Source organism: Alpinimonas psychrophila (assembly GCF_014137865.1).
Classification (GTDB): Bacteria; Actinomycetota; Actinomycetes; order Actinomycetales; family Microbacteriaceae; genus Alpinimonas; species Alpinimonas psychrophila.
In genome coordinates, this window is the sequence record NZ_JACGWU010000001.1 from 355,906 (window position 1) to 375,580 (window position 19,675).

General features: G+C 57.7%; 12 protein-coding genes and 3 rRNA genes. 13 read left to right on the top strand and 2 right to left on the bottom strand.

What is annotated here, in order from left to right; all coding sequences use genetic code 11:
* Positions 1 to 12 precede the first annotated feature (12 nt).
* The 13 genes from argC to FB555_RS01690 all read left to right on the top strand — a co-directional run bounded on the left by argC (position 13) and on the right by FB555_RS01690 (position 17,575).
* Complete coding sequence (argC, locus tag FB555_RS01630) at positions 13 to 1,059, top strand: N-acetyl-gamma-glutamyl-phosphate reductase (protein WP_182483698.1); 1,047 nt, start codon at positions 13 to 15, stop codon at positions 1,057 to 1,059.
* Between the two features lie 31 nt (positions 1,060 to 1,090).
* Positions 1,091 to 2,299, top strand: a complete 1,209-nt coding sequence (argJ, locus tag FB555_RS01635; RefSeq protein WP_182483699.1) for a bifunctional glutamate N-acetyltransferase/amino-acid acetyltransferase ArgJ — start codon at positions 1,091 to 1,093, stop codon at positions 2,297 to 2,299.
* Between the two features lie 28 nt (positions 2,300 to 2,327).
* Entirely contained in the window at positions 2,328 to 3,227 is a 900-nt protein-coding gene (argB, locus tag FB555_RS01640; protein WP_182483700.1) for an acetylglutamate kinase, read from the top strand.
* Positions 3,228 to 3,275: 48 nt separating this feature from the next.
* On the top strand, positions 3,276 to 4,202 hold the full coding sequence (gene argF / locus FB555_RS01645; RefSeq protein ID WP_182483701.1) for an ornithine carbamoyltransferase: 927 nt from the start codon (positions 3,276 to 3,278) through the stop codon (positions 4,200 to 4,202).
* Between the two features lie 33 nt (positions 4,203 to 4,235).
* On the top strand, positions 4,236 to 5,438 hold the full coding sequence (locus FB555_RS01650) for an argininosuccinate synthase (protein ID WP_182483702.1): 1,203 nt from the start codon (positions 4,236 to 4,238) through the stop codon (positions 5,436 to 5,438).
* 12 nt (positions 5,439 to 5,450) lie between these two features.
* Positions 5,451 to 6,896, top strand: coding sequence for an argininosuccinate lyase (gene argH / locus FB555_RS01655; protein WP_182483703.1), 1,446 nt, complete (start codon positions 5,451 to 5,453; stop codon positions 6,894 to 6,896).
* Between the two features lie 82 nt (positions 6,897 to 6,978).
* Positions 6,979 to 8,289 (top strand): tyrosine--tRNA ligase, encoded by a 1,311-nt coding sequence (gene tyrS / locus FB555_RS01660; RefSeq protein ID WP_182483704.1) that lies wholly within the window; start codon positions 6,979 to 6,981, stop codon positions 8,287 to 8,289.
* Positions 8,290 to 8,899: 610 nt separating this feature from the next.
* Positions 8,900 to 10,420: ribosomal RNA gene (locus FB555_RS01665) — 16S ribosomal RNA — on the top strand.
* 482 nt (positions 10,421 to 10,902) lie between these two features.
* Positions 10,903 to 14,016: ribosomal RNA gene (locus FB555_RS01670) — 23S ribosomal RNA — on the top strand.
* 142 nt (positions 14,017 to 14,158) lie between these two features.
* Positions 14,159 to 14,275 (top strand): 5S ribosomal RNA (rrf, locus tag FB555_RS01675).
* Together the 16S, 23S and 5S rRNA genes form the textbook arrangement of a ribosomal RNA operon.
* Positions 14,276 to 14,745: 470 nt before the next feature.
* The gene (locus tag FB555_RS01680; protein ID WP_182483705.1) at positions 14,746 to 15,432 is read left to right on the top strand and encodes a hypothetical protein; all 687 of its coding nucleotides are present in this window, start codon (positions 14,746 to 14,748) and stop codon (positions 15,430 to 15,432) included.
* A complete protein-coding gene (locus tag FB555_RS01685; protein WP_182483706.1) occupies positions 15,429 to 16,538 on the top strand; it encodes a hypothetical protein in 1,110 nt (369 codons plus the stop codon). Before FB555_RS01680 ends, FB555_RS01685 begins: the two co-directional genes overlap by 4 nt.
* On the top strand, positions 16,535 to 17,575 hold the full coding sequence (locus FB555_RS01690; RefSeq protein WP_182483707.1) for an HAD-IIA family hydrolase: 1,041 nt from the start codon (positions 16,535 to 16,537) through the stop codon (positions 17,573 to 17,575). The genes FB555_RS01685 and FB555_RS01690 overlap by 4 nt, the downstream gene beginning before the upstream one ends.
* Before the next feature lie 88 nt (positions 17,576 to 17,663).
* Here the strand turns inward: FB555_RS01690 and FB555_RS01695 are convergent, their stop codons facing one another.
* Both FB555_RS01695 and FB555_RS01700 read right to left on the bottom strand, forming a co-directional pair.
* Positions 17,664 to 19,229 carry a solute symporter family protein gene (locus FB555_RS01695; protein ID WP_182484243.1) on the bottom strand — a complete coding sequence of 522 codons (1,566 nt, stop codon included), beginning with the start codon at positions 19,227 to 19,229 and terminating at the stop codon, positions 17,664 to 17,666.
* A 59-nt stretch (positions 19,230 to 19,288) separates the two neighbouring features.
* Positions 19,289 to 19,645, bottom strand: a complete 357-nt coding sequence (locus FB555_RS01700; protein WP_182483708.1) for a DUF485 domain-containing protein — start codon at positions 19,643 to 19,645, stop codon at positions 19,289 to 19,291.
* Between the last annotated feature and the right edge of the window lie 30 nt (positions 19,646 to 19,675).

Genomic DNA, 19,675 nt, shown 5'->3' on the forward strand with positions numbered 1-19,675 from the left:
TAGATTTGAGTCATGACGTTCTCGGTTGCTGTTGCTGGTGCCTCTGGTTATGCCGGTGGCGAGGTGTTGCGTTTGCTCGCCGGGCATCCGGAGTTTGACGTGCGCACCATTACGGCTCATTCGAATGCTGGTCAACGGCTTGTTGATGTGCAGCCCCATCTCCGCAGTTTTGGCAACATTGTGTTGCAAGAAACCACCGCTGAGAACCTTACCGACCACGATGTTGTCTTCTTGGCACTCCCGCATGGTGCCTCTGCCGCCCTCGCGGCCCAGTTTTCGCACGAGACTTTGGTTGTCGATTGTGGAGCCGATCATCGCCTCGATGACCCTAACGATTGGAAGGCGTTTTATGGCGGGGATCACACGCCATCCTGGGCCTATGGCATTCCCGAACTTCCGCTCGCCAATGAAGGCACCCAGCGGGACAACCTTCGGGGAATCAAGCGCATCGCGGCCCCCGGCTGCAATGCCTCCGCTGTCTCTCTCGCGCTAGCCCCGGGAATCCGGGCGAATCTCATCGAATCTACGGACCTTGTCTCGGTGCTCGCAGTTGGTCCCTCCGGAGCCGGCAAAAGCCTCAAAGCTGAACTTTTGGCAAGTGAAATCATGGGTTCCGCCAGTGCGTATGCCGTGGGGGGAATACATCGTCACACCCCGGAGATTTTGCAAAACCTTCGCAAAGCGGGCGCTCACGAGGTGTCTATCTCAATGACCCCGGTTCTCGTGCCCATGGCGCGCGGAATTCTGGCAACATCAACTGCCCGGATCAAGCCCGGGGTCACGCTCGACCAGCTTCATTCCGCCTGGTGCGCGGCATATGAAAACGAACCATTCGTGAAAGTATTGCCCCTCGGCCAATTCCCGCGCACCGCTGACACCCTCGGCGCGAACACCTGCCTCATCGGGCTCGCCCTAGACACCACGGTTGGTCGTGTCGTTGTGGTGAGTGCCCTCGACAACCTTGTCAAGGGAACGGCCGGCGCTGCCATCCAATCCGCCAATATCGCTTTGGGGCTTCCCGAGGCAACGGGGCTCCCCGTCAACGGAGTCGCCCCGTGATCGTAAGTTCCGCTGTGAAGGGAGTGCAAAAATGAGTGTGACTGCCGCCGCCGGATTTCTGGCCGCAGGGGTCGCTTGCGGCCTGAAGACAACAGGCAAGAGGGACCTTGCCATTGTGCAGAACCGAGGACCCTTGAAAAACGTGGCTTCGGTCTTTACGAGCAACCGCTGCAAGGCAAATCCTGTTCTGTGGAGCCAGCAGGTGATGGCCGATGGCATTGCGGATGCGATTGTGCTGAACTCCGGCGGCGCCAACTGCTACACCGGCGCGCGAGGTTTTCAAACAACCCACGCCACGGCAGAAGCGGTAGCCGAGCGCCTCGACATCTCCGCCGGGGACGTACTGGTGTGTTCCACCGGCCTCATTGGCGAGCAACTCGATCTAGACAAGCTGAAGACGGGCGTGTGGGATGCGGGGCTCGCGATTCTCACCGGCGGTGCCACCTCCGAGCAAGCCGGCCTCGACGCCGCCCACGCGATCATGACCACCGACTCTGTTCCCAAACTTTCCGTGCGCACGGTTGCGGCGACTGCGGCAGCGACAGCATCCGCCGCTACCAACGTGGCGTACACCATTGGCGGAATGGCGAAAGGTGCCGGAATGCTGGCGCCCGGGCTTGCTACCATGCTCGTCGTCATCACCACCGATGCCATGCTCTCGAGCGAACAGCTTGATGTGGCTTTGCGCCAGGCCACGCGGGTCACCTTTGATCGCCTCGACTCCGACGGTTGCATGTCCACCAATGACACGGTCACGCTGATGGCGTCCGGTGCATCCGGTCATGAACCCGGCATCGAAGACTTCACCCTCGAGTTGACCGCGTTATGCAAAGACCTGGCGTTGCAATTACAGGCGGATGCCGAAGGCTCCAGCCACGACATCGCCATCACCGTCACCGGCGCGATCAGCGAAGACGAAGCAGTGGATGTTGCCCGCACCGTGGCCCGCAGCAACCTGTTCAAAGCGGCCATGTTCGGAAATGACCCCAACTGGGGTCGCGTTTTGGCCGCAGTGGGAACGACCCAGGCAACTTTTGATCCTTATAACGTGGATGTTGCCTTCAACGGTGTGAAGCTCTGCATTGCCGGGGAACCGGGGGAGTCTCGAACTCTGGTAGACCTGTCGCCGCGCGCGGTCGACGTCGTCATCGATATCAAAGCGGGTCCCGCATCCGCCACCATTTGGACCAACGACTTGACGCACGACTACGTGCACGAAAACAGCGCCTACGCGAGCTAAGCGCGCGCTCCACAGCTAAGGGTTCATCATGACTGAGATTCGTACCGAAGAAGACGCCGCTGCCGCGGTCAAAGCCGCGACCCTCATTGAGTCCCTCACGTGGCTGAAGAAGTTCCGCGACGAAATCATCGTCGTCAAGTTCGGTGGCAACGCCATGGTGAGTGAAGAACTTACCCGAGCCTTCGCCGAAGACATGGTCTACCTGCGCACCGTCGGCATCAAGCCCGTCGTCGTGCACGGCGGTGGACCGCAAATCTCCAAGATGCTCGAGCGCCTTGGAATTGAGAGCGAGTTTCGTGGTGGATACCGGGTCACCAGCCCCGAAGCCATGGATGTTGTGCGCATGGTGCTCACCGGCCAAGTCAGTCGTGACCTCGTCGGTCACATGAACGAACATGGCCCCCTCGCCGCTGGAATCTCGGGAGAAGACGCCGGGCTGTTTGTGGGGGAGCGCCGCGGTGTGCTCATCGATGGCGAAATGGTGGATCTCGGACTCGTCGGCGACGTCGTAGGGGTGAACCCCGATGCCGTGCACGCGCTCATCGACGCCGGGCGCATCCCCGTTGTTTCGTCCATTGCTCCGGATAAAGACACTGCAGGCCAATCCCTGAATGTCAATGCGGATGCCGCTGCCGCAGCGCTCGCCGTGGCCCTCGGTGCTGCCAAGCTCGTCATCCTCACCGATGTTCAAGGCCTCTACAGCGATTGGCCGAACCGCGACTCGCTCGTGTCGATGATTACCGCCTCGGAGCTCGACACGCTTCTTCCCAATCTTGAATCAGGAATGATCCCCAAGATGAGCGCGTGCCTCGAAGCCGTTCGTGGGGGAGTGGCCAAAGCCGCCATCATCGACGGGCGCATCCCTCACTCCATCCTTCTCGAAATCTTTACACAATCGGGTAGCGGCACCGAAGTCGTCCCCGACTAGCTCTGGCGTTCTAGACTGGCCCTTTATCCCGAGCACGAAAGTAGCATCATGACCCGGCATTTTCTTCGCGATGACGACATCACTGCCGCCGAGCAGTCCGAGATCCTGGATCTCGCCGCCCGTCTGAAGGCCGACCGCTGGAGCGAACGCCCCCTTGCCGGGCCCCAGACCGTTGCCGTGATCTTCGACAAGACCTCCACGCGCACCCGGGTCTCCTTTGCGGTGGGCATCACCGATTTGGGTGGCTCACCGCTCATTATTTCCACGGCCGATAGTCAGCTGAACAGCAAAGAAAGCGCCTCCGACACGGCTCGCGTGCTCGAGCGTCAGGTTGCTGCCATCGTGTGGCGAACGTTCGCCCAGAGTGGCCTCGAGGAGATTTCGCGCGGCACGACCGTACCTGTTGTCAATGCACTGTCCGATGACTTCCACCCCTGCCAGCTCTTGGCTGACCTCCTCACCATTCGCGAGCACAAGGGCTCTTTGGCTGGCTTGACTGTTGCCTTCCTGGGCGATGGCCGCTCCAACATGGCGCAGTCCTATCTTTTGGCGTGCGCCACGGCGGGAATGCACGTTCGTATTGGCGCTCCTGTGGGCTACCACCCCACCGAGGAGGTAGTCGCAAAAGCCGTCTCGATTGCCGCGACAACGGGCGGTTCTGCCGTTGTCACCACGTTCGCTGAGGACGCCGTTGCCGGTGCCGATGTCGTCGTGACGGACACCTGGGTTTCCATGGGCAAAGAGAACGAAAAGGCGGAACGCGTTGCCGTCTTCGGGGCATACCAAGTGGATGCTGCGCTGATGGCCCACGCCAAGCCAGATGCTGCCTTCATGCACTGTCTCCCTGCCGACCGCGGTTACGAAGTTTCTGCGGAAGTTATCGACGGACCCCAGAGCATTATTTGGGATGAAGCCGAAAACCGCACGCACGCGCAGAAGGCCCTGCTCGTCTGGCTCCTGCGCTCCAACGCCTAGAATTGTCCCACCGAAGTTTTCGTAAGGAGAACCATGTCTGATCGCGTCGTACTCGCCTATTCTGGTGGCCTCGATACCTCTGTGGGTATTGGTTGGCTCAAAGATGCCACTGGTAAAGAGGTCGTGGCCATGGCCATTGACGTCGGCCAAGAGGGCGAAGACATGGAAGATATCCGACAGCGGGCTCTTGCGTGTGGCGCGGTGGAAGCCGTCGTTATCGATGCGCGCGACGAGTTCGCCAACGACTACATTGTTCCTGCTATCAAGGCCAACGGTCTATACCAGAAGCGTTACCCCTTGGTGTCGGCCCTCAGCCGCCCCATCATCGCCAAGTATCTGGCGCAAACCGCCAAGGAACTCGGGGCTGATTCAATCGCCCACGGTTGCACGGGAATGGGCAACGACCAGGTACGTTTCGAGGCCGCTGTTGCCGCCCTTGCCCCTGACCTTCTGTGCATTGCCCCCATTCGCGACCTCGCGCTCACGCGTGACAAGGCACTCGAATACGCGGCCAAGCACAACCTTCCTATTGCGCAGAGTAAAAAGAGCCCATACTCCGTTGACCAAAACGTGTGGGGTCGCGCGGTCGAGACCGGCTTCTTGGAAGACCCCTGGAATGCTCCCATCGAGGATATTTACACCTACACGGCAGACCCTTCGGTCCCTCGTGAAGCCACCGAAATCACGATCACGTTCACGCAGGGCGTTCCCACTGCTATTGATGGCAAGGCCGTCACCCCACTTCAGGCCGTTGTTCTCTTGAACAAGCTTGCCGGCGCCCAAGGCGTTGGCCGCATCGACATGGTCGAAGATCGACTTGTCGGCATCAAGAGCCGTGAGGTGTACGAGTCTCCTGCGGGAATCACGCTGATCAACGCTCACGAAGAGCTCGAGAACCTCACCATCGAGCGCGACTTGGCCCGCTACAAGCGTCGCGTCGAAGCAGAGTGGGCTGAACTGGTCTACGACGGCCTCTGGTTCTCCGGTCTCAAGCGTTCACTTGATGTGTTCATCAACGACACCCAGAAGTACGTTTCCGGCGAAGTACGCGTCAAGCTCCATGGTGGCCAAGCTGTCATCACCGGGCGCCGCTCCGACCAGAGCCTGTACGACTTCGATTTGGCCACCTACGACACCGGCGGAACCTTCGACCAGTCGCAGGCTAAGGGGTTCATCGAAATCTGGTCACTTCCCAGCAAGATTTCGGCTCGCCGCGATCAGGCAACTCAAGGCTAAGTAGACCTCTTTATGACCGCTTCCAACGACAGCACATCGCGCGCTTCTGAAGCTGGCGCCTTGTGGGGTGGCCGTTTCACCAGTGGTCCATCACCGGAGTTGCTTGCCCTCAGCAAGTCGACCCAGTTTGACTGGGTGCTCGCCGAATATGACATTAACGGATCCCGAGCGCACGCCACCGCTTTGGCAGCAGCCGGGTACCTCACTCAGGCCGAGCTGACCATCATGCTCGACTCGCTAGAGACACTGCGCGAGCAGTTGCGTAGCGGCGAGTTCGTGGCCCTGGAATCCGATGAGGATGTGCACTCGGCGCTGGAGCGTGGCCTCATTGCCATCTCCGGTGTCGAGGTGGGTGGCAAGCTTCGGGCTGGCCGCAGTCGAAACGACCAGATTGCGACCCTCATTCGGCTGTACATGCTGGATCACGCCCGCATTATTGGTCATGACGTCATCGACCTGATCGATGCCCTCGCGGCCCAGGCGGCAGCTCATCCGCACGCCATCATGCCCGGCCGCACACACCTGCAACACGCGCAGCCCGTCCTGCTCGCGCATCACTTGCTGGCCCACGCGTGGCCACTCGTGCGCGATCTTGAGCGCCTGCGAGACTGGAGCATCCGCGCGGCAGTTTCTCCCTACGGTTCTGGCGCCCTTGCGGGTAGTTCTCTCGGCCTCGACCCCCAGATCGTAGCTGACGAATTGAGCCTGTCCAGCCCCGCCGAGAACTCGATTGATGCCACCGCCAGCCGCGACGTTGTGGCCGAGTTTGCCTTCATCACGTCATTGATTGGCATCAACCTGTCGCGGCAGGCCGAAGAGATCATCATGTGGGCCACCCGCGAATTTGGGTTTGTCACGTTGCACGACGGGTACTCCACCGGGTCTTCGATTATGCCGCAAAAGAAGAACCCTGATATCGCCGAACTTGCGCGCGGAAAATCCGGTCGCCTGATTGGCAACCTTTCCGGGCTTCTGGCAACCCTCAAGGGTCTCCCGTTGGCGTACAACCGCGACCTCCAAGAGGACAAAGAACCCGTCTTCGACTCCGTCAACACTCTCGAGGTTTTGCTTCCGGCTTTCACCGGCATGGTCGCAACACTCACGTACAACACGGACCGCATGGCCGAGTTGGCACCTCAAGGGTTCTCTTTGGCCACAGATGTTGCAGAATGGCTGGTCAAACAAGGCGTCGCCTTCCGGGATGCTCACGAGATCAGCGGAGACTTGGTTCGCTTCTGTGAATCCACAGGTCTCGAGTTGCATCAACCCACGGATGCCGAATACGCAACCGTTTCACCTCATCTCACCGCTGTCGTTCGTGGGGTTCTCACCGCCAAGGGTTCTGTCGAGAGCCGCGATGGCGCCGGTGGCACCGCCCCGGTTCGCGTGGCCGACCAGTTGGCAGCCCTGACCGAGCGCGTGCGGGAACTGACGTTCGCTCTTGGTATCGATTCTTAAGTTTTTTTCTCGCAACATCTGGTACCAGCGTGTTTTCTGCACCGCACGTTCCTGAACGACACTGACGCAAGGAGACCCGGCCGTGACGCTGAGCCCGCAATCCGAGGCACTGATCCATCAGCGCAATGACCCCAGCTTTGACACCCTGTGGGACGAGCTGGTGTGGCGAGGCCTGGTGCATGTCTCCACCGATGCGGATGCCCTGCGAAAGCTGTTCGCCGGCCCCCCCATCACGTATTACTGCGGGTTCGACCCCACCGCCCCCAGCCTGCATCTGGGCAACCTCGTACAACTGCTCTTGCTGCGTCGAATCCAGCTTGCCGGCCACAAGCCACTTGGTCTCGTCGGAGGCTCCACGGGCCTTGTAGGGGATCCGCGTCCCACCGCCGAGCGCACGCTCAACACCAAGGAAACGGTGAACGAGTGGGTCGGCTACCTCAGCACTCAGATCTCCAAGTTCCTGAGCTTCGAGGGGGATAACGCCGCTCGAATGGTGAACAACCTCGACTGGACGGCCCCGATGTCGGCCATCGACCTGTTGCGCGATATCGGCAAGTACTTTCGGGTCGGTGCCATGCTCAAAAAGGATGCCGTCAGCGCCCGCTTGAACTCCGAGGCCGGCATCAGTTACACCGAGTTCAGCTACCAGATCCTGCAGGGGCTCGACTTCCTGGAGTTATGGCGCACCTACGACTGCCAACTCCAGACCGGTGGCAGTGACCAGTGGGGTAACCTCACCAGCGGAATCGATCTGATCCACCGCGCCGAGGGCGTCAGTGTGCATGCCATTGGCACGCCGCTGATTACCAATAGCGACGGCACCAAGTTTGGCAAGAGCGAGGGCAACGCCGTGTGGCTCGATTCCTCGATGACATCGCCTTACGCCTTCTACCAGTTTTGGCTCAATACCGACGATGCTGATGTCATTGCGCGAATGAAGATATTCACGTTCCTCACCCGTGTCGACATGGCCGTGTACGAGACGGCGGTAGCTGAGGAACCCTTCAAACGAGCAGCCCAGCGCCGCCTCGCCCACGAGGTCACCTCTCTCGTGCACGGTCTCGCCGCCACGGAGGCCGCCATCGCTGCCGCCGGAGCCCTCTTTGGTCAGGGTGATCTCGCCTTGCTTGATGCTGACACTCTCGAGGCGGCTCTCCGGGAGTTGCCGCACACCACGACGCCCTCGAATACTCCGGTCGCCCAACTTCTGGTCGACACGGGACTCTCGGCGAGTTTGGGTGCCGCACGCCGCTCGATTGCCGAGGGCGGGGTCTACCTCAACAACCAGAAGGTTGTCGAGCAAGACGCCCTCCTCGAGTCCAGCATCCTGCCCTCGCGAATGGCTGTACTTCGTCGTGGCAAGAAGACTCTCGCGGGCATTTTCGTCGAGTAGCAACCTCCTTCCGAAACGCCCCCACGGGGGGCGTTTCGGGCCCCCCATCGGGAGGCAACCGGTCGGTTGAAGCTCGACACGCCCGGGCTGTTTGCCTGATTTGCCCCCTCCCGTAATCTCCGCGTAATCTAAACACTTGTCACCCCAAAGGTGCGAAACACAGTCACTGTGAATCGGCCTCAAGCGGGACAAGTTATTTAGCCAAGTGAGAGTCTGCAAAGACTTGCCCAGGCCTGAATAACATGACTTAAACATCACGTCGCTGGCGACTTCTACTGAGTACTCAACTTGGTCGTAAAAGTTAGTCTGCGTGGTGTCATCGGAAAGTAGCCTCACACCGCCTCGTCAAGGTTGTGGAGTGGGAGCGCCCGATCCTTGAGAACTCAACAGCGTGCACAATGTCAAATGCCAAAAACCCTGTGGCATCAAATTACGCATCTTTTCTAGATGTTGTGTTGGTGTTCAGGATTCCTTTGGAATAACAAATTAAACAACAAAGCAAGTCAGTAATGATTTGTTCTGTCAGTTTCAAACTTGTGGTTTCTTCGCCCATTCCGGCGGGTTACCACACTAGATGTGCCCGGTACTTCGGTTCCGAGGCTATTAAACATTTACGGAGAGTTTGATCCTGGCTCAGGACGAACGCTGGCGGCGTGCTTAACACATGCAAGTCGAACGATGAAGCTGGGGCTTGCTCTGGTGGATTAGTGGCGAACGGGTGAGTAACACGTGAGTAACCTGCCCTTGACTCTGGGATAACTGCTAGAAATGGTAGCTAATACCGGATACGACCCTCGGAGGCATCTTCAGGGGGTGGAAAGAATTTCGGTCAAGGATGGACTCGCGGCCTATCAGCTAGTTGGTGAGGTAATGGCTCACCAAGGCGACGACGGGTAGCCGGCCTGAGAGGGTGACCGGCCACACTGGGACTGAGACACGGCCCAGACTCCTACGGGAGGCAGCAGTGGGGAATATTGCACAATGGGCGAAAGCCTGATGCAGCAACGCCGCGTGAGGGACGAAGGCCTTCGGGTTGTAAACCTCTTTTAGTAGGGAAGAAGCGAAAGTGACGGTACCTGCAGAAAAAGCACCGGCTAACTACGTGCCAGCAGCCGCGGTAATACGTAGGGTGCAAGCGTTGTCCGGAATTATTGGGCGTAAAGAGCTCGTAGGCGGTTTGTCGCGTCTGCTGTGAAATCTGGGGGCTCAACCCCCAGCCTGCAGTGGGTACGGGCAGACTAGAGTGCGGTAGGGGAGATTGGAATTCCTGGTGTAGCGGTGGAATGCGCAGATATCAGGAGGAACACCAATGGCGAAGGCAGATCTCTGGGCCGTTACTGACGCTGAGGAGCGAAAGCATGGGGAGCAAACAGGATTAGATACCCTGGTAGTCCATGCCGTAAACGTTGGGAACTAGATGTAGGGGCCATTCCACGGTTTCTGTGTCGCAGCTAACGCATTAAGTTCCCCGCCTGGGGAGTACGGCCGCAAGGCTAAAACTCAAAGGAATTGACGGGGGCCCGCACAAGCGGCGGAGCATGCGGATTAATTCGATGCAACGCGAAGAACCTTACCAAGGCTTGACATATACAGGAAAAGCGTAGAAATACGCTCCCCGCAAGGTCTGTATACAGGTGGTGCATGGTTGTCGTCAGCTCGTGTCGTGAGATGTTGGGTTAAGTCCCGCAACGAGCGCAACCCTCGTCCTATGTTGCCAGCACGTAATGGTGGGAACTCATGGGAGACTGCCGGGGTCAACTCGGAGGAAGGTGGGGATGACGTCAAATCATCATGCCCCTTATGTCTTGGGCTTCACGCATGCTACAATGGCCGATACAGAGGGCTGCAATACCGTAAGGTGGAGCGAATCCCACAAAGTCGGTCTCAGTTCGGATTGAGGTCTGCAACTCGACCTCATGAAGTCGGAGTCGCTAGTAATCGCAGATCAGCAACGCTGCGGTGAATACGTTCCCGGGCCTTGTACACACCGCCCGTCAAGTCATGAAAGTCGGTAACACCCGAAGCCAGTGGCCTAACCGTAAGGGAGGAGCTGTCGAAGGTGGGATTGGTAATTAGGACTAAGTCGTAACAAGGTAGCCGTACCGGAAGGTGCGGCTGGATCACCTCCTTTCTAAGGAGCACGTTCTCCTCGGTCTGTATACAGCCGGTTATAGGAGACAGCCGTTTGTAACCCAGTTAGGGTTGCACGGCGCTCATGGGTGGAACATTGACATTGATGCAGAGCCGAATGGTTCACGATTAGTACGATTCTTTAGGGAATTTGGAATGTTGTGTCTCAGGGTGTTTTGTATGACGCACGCTGTTGGGTCCTGAGGGACCGGTACTTACTCGCACGTCTTTAGGGGCGTGAAAGTCTTTATTGACTTGTTGAGTATGAACCTTTCCTCTGGACCTTTCTTTCGTTGGCAAAAGCCCAATGATAAGAAGGGTACCGCCCGTACTTTGAGAACTACACAGTGGACGCGAGCATCTTATACTCAGGCCTTTATTGGCCTGGTGTATTAAAGATCATAAAGGCACTCAATTTATTGAGTGTCAGATAGATCATTGGTCAATTTCTTTTATAAGAGATCGATTCAAAACTCATGTGATTTTCAAATTTATAAGAGCAAACAGTGGATGCCTTGGCATCTGGAGCCGAAGAAGGACGTAGTAATCTGCGATAAGCCTCGGGGAGCTGATAAACGAGCTTTGATCCGAGGATGTCCGAATGGGGAAACCCCGCCAGGCCCGCAAGGTGACCTGGTGACTCCCGCCTGAATATATAGGGCGGGTAGAGGGAACGTGGGGAAGTGAAACATCTCAGTACCCACAGGAAGAGAAAACAAAAGTGATTCCGTAAGTAGTGGCGAGCGAACGCGGAAGAGGCTAAACCGATCATGTGTGATATCCGGTAGGAGTTGCATGGTCGGGGTTGCGGGACTTTTCATTTAGTTCTACCGAGCTATAAGGATTACAACGTTGTATAGACGAATGGTATTGAAAGGCCAGTCATAGAGGGTGCAAACCCCGTAGTCGAAATGCAGCAATGGTCCGAGAAGTATCCCAAGTAGGACGGGGCCCGAGAAATCCCGTTTGAATCCGTCAGGACCACCTGATAAGCCTAAATACTCCCAGATGACCGATAGCGGACAAGTACCGTGAGGGAAAGGTGAAAAGTACCCCGGGAGGGGAGTGAAATAGTACCTGAAACTGTTTGCTTACAAACCGTTGGAGCCTCCTTGTTGGGGTGACAGCGTGCCTTTTGAAGAATGAGCCTGCGAGTTAGTGATATGTGGCGAGGTTAACCCGTGAGGGGAAGCCGTAGCGAAAGCGAGTCTTAATAGGGCGATACAGTCGCATGTTCTAGACCCGAAGCGAAGTGATCTATCCATGGCCAGGTTGAAGCGACGGTAAGACGTCGTGGAGGACCGAACCCACTTAGGTTGAAAACTGAGGGGATGAGCTGTGGATAGGGGTGAAAGGCCAATCAAACTTCGTGATAGCTGGTTCTCTCCGAAATGCATTTAGGTGCAGCGTTGCGTGTTTCTTACTGGAGGTAGAGCTACTGGATGGCCGATGGGCCCCACCGGGTTACTGACGTCAGCCAAACTCCGAATGCCAGTAAGTGAGAGCGCAGCAGTGAGACAGTGGGGGATAAGCTTCATTGTCGAGAGGGAAACAACCCAGACCACCAACTAAGGTCCCAAAGCGCGTGCTAAGTGGGAAAGGATGTGGAGTTGCCGTGACAACCAGGAGGTTGGCTTAGAAGCAGCCACCCTTGAAAGAGTGCGTAATAGCTCACTGGTCAAGTGATTCCGCGCCGACAATGTAACGGGGCTCAAGCACGCCACCGAAGTTGTGGCATTGATATATTTTGGTAGGCCTTCGTGGTCCAGCCATATTGATGGGTAGGAGAGCGTCGTGTGGCCAGCGAAGCGGCGGTGTAAACCAGCCGTGGAGGCTACACGAGTGAGAATGCAGGCATGAGTAGCGAAAGACGGGCGAGAAACCCGTCCTCCGGAAGACCAAGGGTTCCAGGGTCAAGCTAATCTTCCCTGGGTAAGTCGGGACCTAAGGCGAGGCCGACAGGCGTAGTCGATGGACAACGGGTTGATATTCCCGTACTGATGAAGAACCGCCCAAACTAATCCCGTAATGCTAAGAGTCTGAATACTCAAGTTGATCCCTTCGGGGTGATGTTTGGGGGCTAGCACTCGACCCTATGCTGGTGCGGTTAGCGTATTAACAGGTGTGACGCAGGAAGGTAGTCAAGCCGGGCGATGGTTGTCCCGGTCTAAGGATGTAGGGCGAGAGATAGGCAAATCCGTCTCTCATGAAGCCTGAGACCCGATGGGTAGCACGCAAGTGCGAAATTGATGATCCTATGCTGCCAAGAAAAGCATCGACGCGAGGTTCAAGTCACCCGTACCCCAAACCGACTCAGGTGGTCAGGTAGAGAATACTAAGGAGATCGAGAGAATCATGGTTAAGGAACTCGGCAAAATGCCCCCGTAACTTCGGGAGAAGGGGGGCCTGAGGCGTGTAGGGATTTACTCCTGAAGCGTTCGAAGGCCGCAGAGACCAGTGGGAAGCGACTGTTTACTAAAAACACAGGTCCGTGCTAAGTCGCAAGACGATGTATACGGACTGACGCCTGCCCGGTGCTGGAAGGTTAAGAGGAGCGGTTAGCGTAAGCGAGGCTGCGAATTTAAGCCCCAGTAAACGGCGGTGGTAACTATAACCATCCTAAGGTAGCGAAATTCCTTGTCGGGTAAGTTCCGACCTGCACGAATGGCGTAACGACTTCCCAGCTGTCTCAACCGTGAACTCGGCGAAATTGCACTACGAGTAAAGATGCTCGTTACGCGCAGAAGGACGGAAAGACCCCGTGACCTTTACTACAGCTTGGTATTGGTGTTTGGTGTGACTTGTGTAGGATAGGTGGGAGACTGTGAAGCTTGGACGCTAGTTCAGGTGGAGTCATTGTTGAAATACCACTCTGGTCACTCTAGACATCTAACTACGAACCGTAATCCGGTTCTGGGACAGTGCCTGGTGGGTAGTTTAACTGGGGCGGTTGCCTCCCAAAAAGTAACGGAGGCGCCCAAAGGTTCCCTCAACCTGGTTGGTAATCAGGTGTCGAGTGTAAGTGCACAAGGGAGCTTGACTGCGAGACTGACAAGTCAAGCAGGGACGAAAGTCGGGACTAGTGATCCGGCAGTGGCTTGTGGAAGCGCTGTCGCTCAACGGATAAAAGGTACCTCGGGGATAACAGGCTGATCTTGCCCAAGAGTCCATATCGACGGCATGGTTTGGCACCTCGATGTCGGCTCGTCGCATCCTGGGGCTGGAGTAGGTCCCAAGGGTTGGGCTGTTCGCCCATTAAAGCGGTACGCGAGCTGGGTTTAGAACGTCGTGAGACAGTTCGGTCCCTATCCTCTGCGCGCGCAGGAAATTTGAGAAGATCTATCCCTAGTACGAGAGGACCGGGATGGACGAACCTCTGGTGTGTCAGTTGTTCTGCCAAGGGCACCGCTGATTAGCTACGTTCGGAACGGATAACCGCTGAAAGCATCTAAGCGGGAAGCCGGCTTCAAGATGAGATTTCCATCCCTTTGGGGGAGAGGCTCGCAGCTAGACTACTGCGTTGATAGGCCGGATGTGGAAGCGAGGACTAAAGACTCGTGAAGCTGACCGGTACTAATAAGCCGATAATTTGATAATCACTACACACACTTATGTTGTAAGGCTGAAGTGTGTGGCATGAAGATTGCTTGCGTCCACTGAGTGGTTCTCGATGTACGGTCGAGAACGACGAACAATACGTTTTGTTTTTCGTTTCACATTTGATTGACATCAATAGTGTTTCGGCGGCCATAGCGAGAGGGAAACGCCCGGTTACATTCCGAACCCGGAAGCTAAGACTCTCAGCGCCGATGGTACTGCAGGGGGGACCCTGTGGGAGAGTAGGTCACCGCCGGACTTATTTGTAAAATAGCCACCCATTCATTTGGGTGGCTATTTTGCGTTAAGCTTGACCCTTGCGTCAAGATTTTTACTGCATCTAAATAGAGGACTCCGCCATGAGCGACAACGACAGCAATTCTGGCCAGGACAAGCGCCCCCAACGCGATGGATCTGGCAAGCGGTCGGAGCGACCCCGCACAGGTGATCGCAATTCCCGTCCCGAACGTGGCAGTGCCCCTCGCGGCGACCGTCCTTCCTATGGCGATCGTCCGAACCGTGATTCTGCTCCTCGCGGAGACCGTCCGTCGTACGGCAACCGCGATGGTGGTGCTCCTCGTGGCGATCGTTCGAGCTATGGCGACCGCGCCAACCGCGATTCTGCTCCCCGTGGTGATCGGCCTTCATACGGGGATCGTCCGGGCCGTCCTTCTTATGGTGACTCTGGTGCGCGTAGCGACCGTCCGTCCTATGGGGATCGTCCGAACCGTGATTCCGCTCCGCGCGGAGACCGCCCGTCGTATGGTGACCGCCCAGCGCGTCCTTCGTATGGAGATCGTCCCCAGCACGACAGTGCGCCTCGCGGCGACCGTCCTTCCTATGGTGACCGCCCACAGAGGGACTCCGCGCCTCGCGGCGACCGTCCTTCGTATGGCAACCGTTCCGATCGACCCGCACGTCCTCCCTATGGTGACCGCCCGCAGCGTGATTCTGCCCCGCGCGGGGACCGTCCCAGCTACGGCAATCGCGACGCAGGTGCTCCCCGCGGGGATCGGCCCTCGTACGGTAATCGCGACTCAGCCCCTCGAGGCGATCGTCCTTCGTACGGCAACCGTGATGGTGGTGCTCCTCGTGGCGACCGCCCTTCATATGGTGACCGTTCGGATCGCCCTGCTCGTCCCGCCTACGGGGATCGTCCGCAAAGGGATTCGGCACCTCGTGGAGACCGTCCCTCATACGGTGACCGGCCAGTTCGCCCGTCTTATGGGGACTCTGGTGCGCGTAGCGACCGTCCATCATATGGTGACCGTCCCAACCGGGATTCCGCTCCTCGTGGAGATCGTCCTTCCTACGGTGACCGCCCCCAGCGGTCGGGTACCCCTGACAACACACGCTTTGGTGCACGCGGTGAGCGTCCGGAGCGTGTTCGTGGCGGCTTCGTCGAAGAGGAGATGACGGAAGAGCAGCGTATGGCGCGCGAACTTCGTTCCGTTCGTGCCCACCACGAAGATCCCATCATTGATTTTGATGTTGACGTCAATGAGCTGGATCGCGTCGCGCGAAACGAACTCAAGACGCTCACAAAAGAGAACGCTGAAACAGTGGCGAAGCACCTGGTGATGGCGGTGCGACTCATTGATTCAGACCCCGAGCTGGCCCACCAGCATGTGTTGTCGGCATCGCGCCGTGCCGGTCGCATCGCGGTCGTACGCGAGACCCTTGGCATTACTGCTTACGCCACAGGTGATTTTGCTTTGGCTTTGCGTGAAATGCGTACGTTCCGTCGAATCTCAGGGTCCAACGAGCAGATTGCATTGATGGTCGATAGCGAACGCGGTGTTGGTCGCTCAGACAAGGCTCTTGAACTCGGTCGTTCCGTCGACCGTTCTACTCTCACCGAGGCGACGCAGGTTGCCTTGGCGGTTGCAATGTCAGGTGCACGCCTTGACCTTGATCAGCCCGACCTCGCTTTGGGTGAGCTAGAAATTTCTCAGCTCGACCCCACCAAGGCATTCAGCTACAGCCCTGAACTCTTTCGTGCCTACGCAGAAGTTCTTGAGGAACTCGGCCGCACCGAAGAATCCGCGGAATGGTTGACGTGCGCCGAGGTCGCAGAGAAGGCGCTAGAAATGTCGCCGCCAGCAGGCGAAGATGAATCTGATGAGGACATCATCGTTATTGAAGAGGAGCTTGAAGGCTTCGACGACGATTTTGACGGCGAGGCCGACGGCGAGTCTGAAGCAGATGCTGGCGACGCTTCGCAAGCAGAAGAGATTCTCGTCGAGGACGTCAGTGCGGTGGATATAAGTGTCGAGGACGTCAGCCTTCAGGGGGCTCCTCTCGAGGATGTCACTCTAGAGGACGTGCATGCTGAAGAGTTGAGCGCTGATGACGTGGCCAACCTATTTGATGAGGTCGTAGAAAGGTCCGCTGAAGAAGTAGTCCTGACTTCCGTTGCCATGGATTTCGACGAGGACTTGCTTGAGGACGATGTGGCTCAGGTGCTGCGCGACACTGCACACCTTGCCGGCGAAGAGGGCGGCACGGAGAGTCGCGCGTGAGCGCACTCTTTTCGCCCAAACGCGTTACAGCAACTCCCATTGATGGCGTCGACGTCATTTTGGCTGACCTCGATGGGGTGGTGTACGCGGGACGACAGGCGATTGAGCATGCCATCGAATCTCTGAACCGCGTGCAACAGACGAAGCGCGTTGGATACATCACAAATAACGCGTCGCGAACGGATGCTCAGGTGGGCGATCACCTGCGTGAGCTGGGGTTGACATTGGAAACCGAAGATGTGGTGACCTCCCCGCAAGCCGCCACCGCATTACTCAAGACAATGGTCACGCCTGGGGCAACGATCCTTGTAATTGGGGGAGAGGGTCTCCGAGACGAGGTCGTCAAAGCTGGTTTCATCGTGACGGACTCGGCGAACGATAGCCCGGCTGCCGTCGTGCAGGGTTTTTCGCCAGATCTGGGCTGGAAGCATCTTGCCGAAGCATCTTTTGCCCTCAATGCTCGCGACGAACAAGGTGAGCCTCTCAACACTCCATGGGTTGCCACCAACATGGACTGGACCATTCCGGTGGAGCGCGGTATTGCTCCGGGAAACGGAACGATGGTTTCTGCCGTGCACCTCGCGGTCGGGCGCCTACCGGTGGTAGCCGGCAAGCCGGAGGTACCTATTTTTGACGAGGCTATGCGGCGCTTTGAGACCAGAAGCGTTCTCTTCATTGGCGATCGTCTCGACACCGACATCCTGGGCGCTAATCGTGCGGGTATCGCGTCGGCAGTCGTTCTTACAGGAATTGACCGGGCTAAGCAGCTCTTGGCTGCCCCCGAAGGCTCTCGTCCCACCTACATTTTGGGTGACCTTCGCGAACTTCACGAGCCGTATCCCGAGAGCGTTACGAGCAAGAACGGTTCGGTGACGGTGCGGGGTTCTCGAGTGCGAAAGCAGGGCATGGAGATTGTCATTGAGCGCGAAGGTGACGATGAGCTCGACCTTCTTCGGGCGGCTTGTCGTGTGATCTGGGACAGTGGCTTGGCCATCTACGGCTTCAACGTCCCCGAGCGTCTCTACGCGAAGAAGTAGCAAACTCGATCGATATAGATGACGAAACTCCTCGAACCCGTGGGTTCGAGGAGTTTCGCTGTTTAGTGCACTCGCGTGAGCACCGAGTCTAGTGGTGCACTTCTTTTTCGGCGCCGTGACCGGTGAGGGACCGAACATCCATCTCCGCGGCGATCCAGGAGTTCTCCTTCTTACCGCCCGGGAGGATCGACCCGAGGATTCCCAGCGCGAAAGCGAGGGGGATCGAGACGATACCGGGGTTATTGAGCGGGAAGATGGCGAAGTTCGCATCCGGAATCATCGATGTTGGCGTACCCGAGACAACGGGGGATAACGCGATGAGAATAATGGACGAAGCCAGTCCGCCGTACATGCTCCACAACGCACCACGGGTGCGGAAGCCGCGCCAGTAGAGCGAGTAGATAATGGTGGGCAGGTTTGCGCTGGCAGCAACGGCGAAGGCCAGTGCAACGAGGAATGCGATGTTCTGCCCCTGAACGCCGATGCCACCGGCAATGGCAAGAAAACCAATGACGAGAACGGTTCGACGCGCAATCTTGACTTCAGCGTTGGGAGTAACCGTTCCCCGCTTGATCACGTTCGCATAGATGTCATGCGCAAACGATGTCGCGGCCGTGATGGTGAGACCAGCGACCACCGCCAAAATGGTGGCGAACGCAATGGCCGAGACGATTCCCATGAGAATCGGTCCGCCAAGGTGAAGTGCCAGGAGCGGTGCAGCGGAGTTCACACCGCCGGGAGCCTTTGCAATGGCATCAGGACCGACGAGCACAAGCGCGCCAAAACCGAGAACCAGTGTGAAGAGGTAGAAGATCCCAATCAACCAGATAGCCCACACGACAGACTTGCGAGCTTCCTTGGCGGTCGGAACCGTGTAGAAACGCATGAGCACGTGGGGCAACCCAGCGGTACCCAGAACGAGGGCCAGGCCCAACGAGATGAAGTCAAGCGGGTTAGCGCCGTACTTGTGCCCCGGTACCAGAGCGTCGTAGGCCTTTTCGGGCAACGTGGTTGAAATCTGCTGCGCCTGCGCCAGCAGGTGTGACAGGTCGAACCCGTTGAGGGCCAGCACCCAGACCGTCATGATGGCGGCGCCAGCAATGAGCAGTCCCGCCTTGATGATCTGAACCCAGGTAGTGCCCTTCATTCCACCGACGAGAACGTAGACCACCATCAGCACACCCACCACGGCAACCACGAGGGATTGACCGAGCTTGTCGCTAATGCCGAGCAGGAGTGAAACGAGGCCTCCGGCGCCGGCCATCTGTGCCAGGAGGTAGAAGAAGCACACTACGAGAGTCGAAATTGCGGCCGCCAAGCGCACGGGACGCTGGTGCAAGCGGAACGACAAGACGTCGGCCATCGTGAACTTGCCCGTGTTGCGCATCAGCTCAGCGACGAGCAGCAAGGCGACCAACCACGCGACCAAGAACCCGATGGAGTAGAGGAAGCCGTCATAGCCGCTCAAGGCGATGGCGCCGGTGATTCCGAGGAACGAGGCAGCCGAGAGGTAGTCGCCGGCGATAGCCATACCGTTTTGGCTACCGGTGAAGGATCGCCCGCCGGTGTAGTAGTCGGCAGCAGATTTGTTGTTCTTGCTGGCACGGATAACGACAAACATCGTGACGGCCACGAAGGCTAAGAAGATGCTCATGTTCAGGAGAGGATTGTTCTCCGCGGTGGTCGCCTCTGCGGCGAAGATTAGGCCGGCGTTCACGCGACACCTGCTTTCTGCTTAGCTTCAAGCTCGTGGCGCAACTCTGCGGCAAGAGGATCAAGTTTCTTGTTGGCATAACTGACATACCAAGACGTCACGCCAAAGGTTGTGACGAACTGGAGAAGACCCATGATCAGGCCAATGTTAATGACGCCGATGACGGGCGTTGCCATCCACGCGGAGGCATAGGTGGCCAAAATCACGTAGAGCAGGTACCACAGCATGGCCGCGATGAGAACGGGAATGACGAAGCTACGGTGACGCTTCTTCAACTCCACGAACTTCGGGGTTGCTTCGAAAGCCGGATAGTCAATCCGGTGGTGTTCTTTTTGGGGAATGTCTTCGGTAGACATGCGGCCTCCTTGCCGTTAGGGAATTGTGCG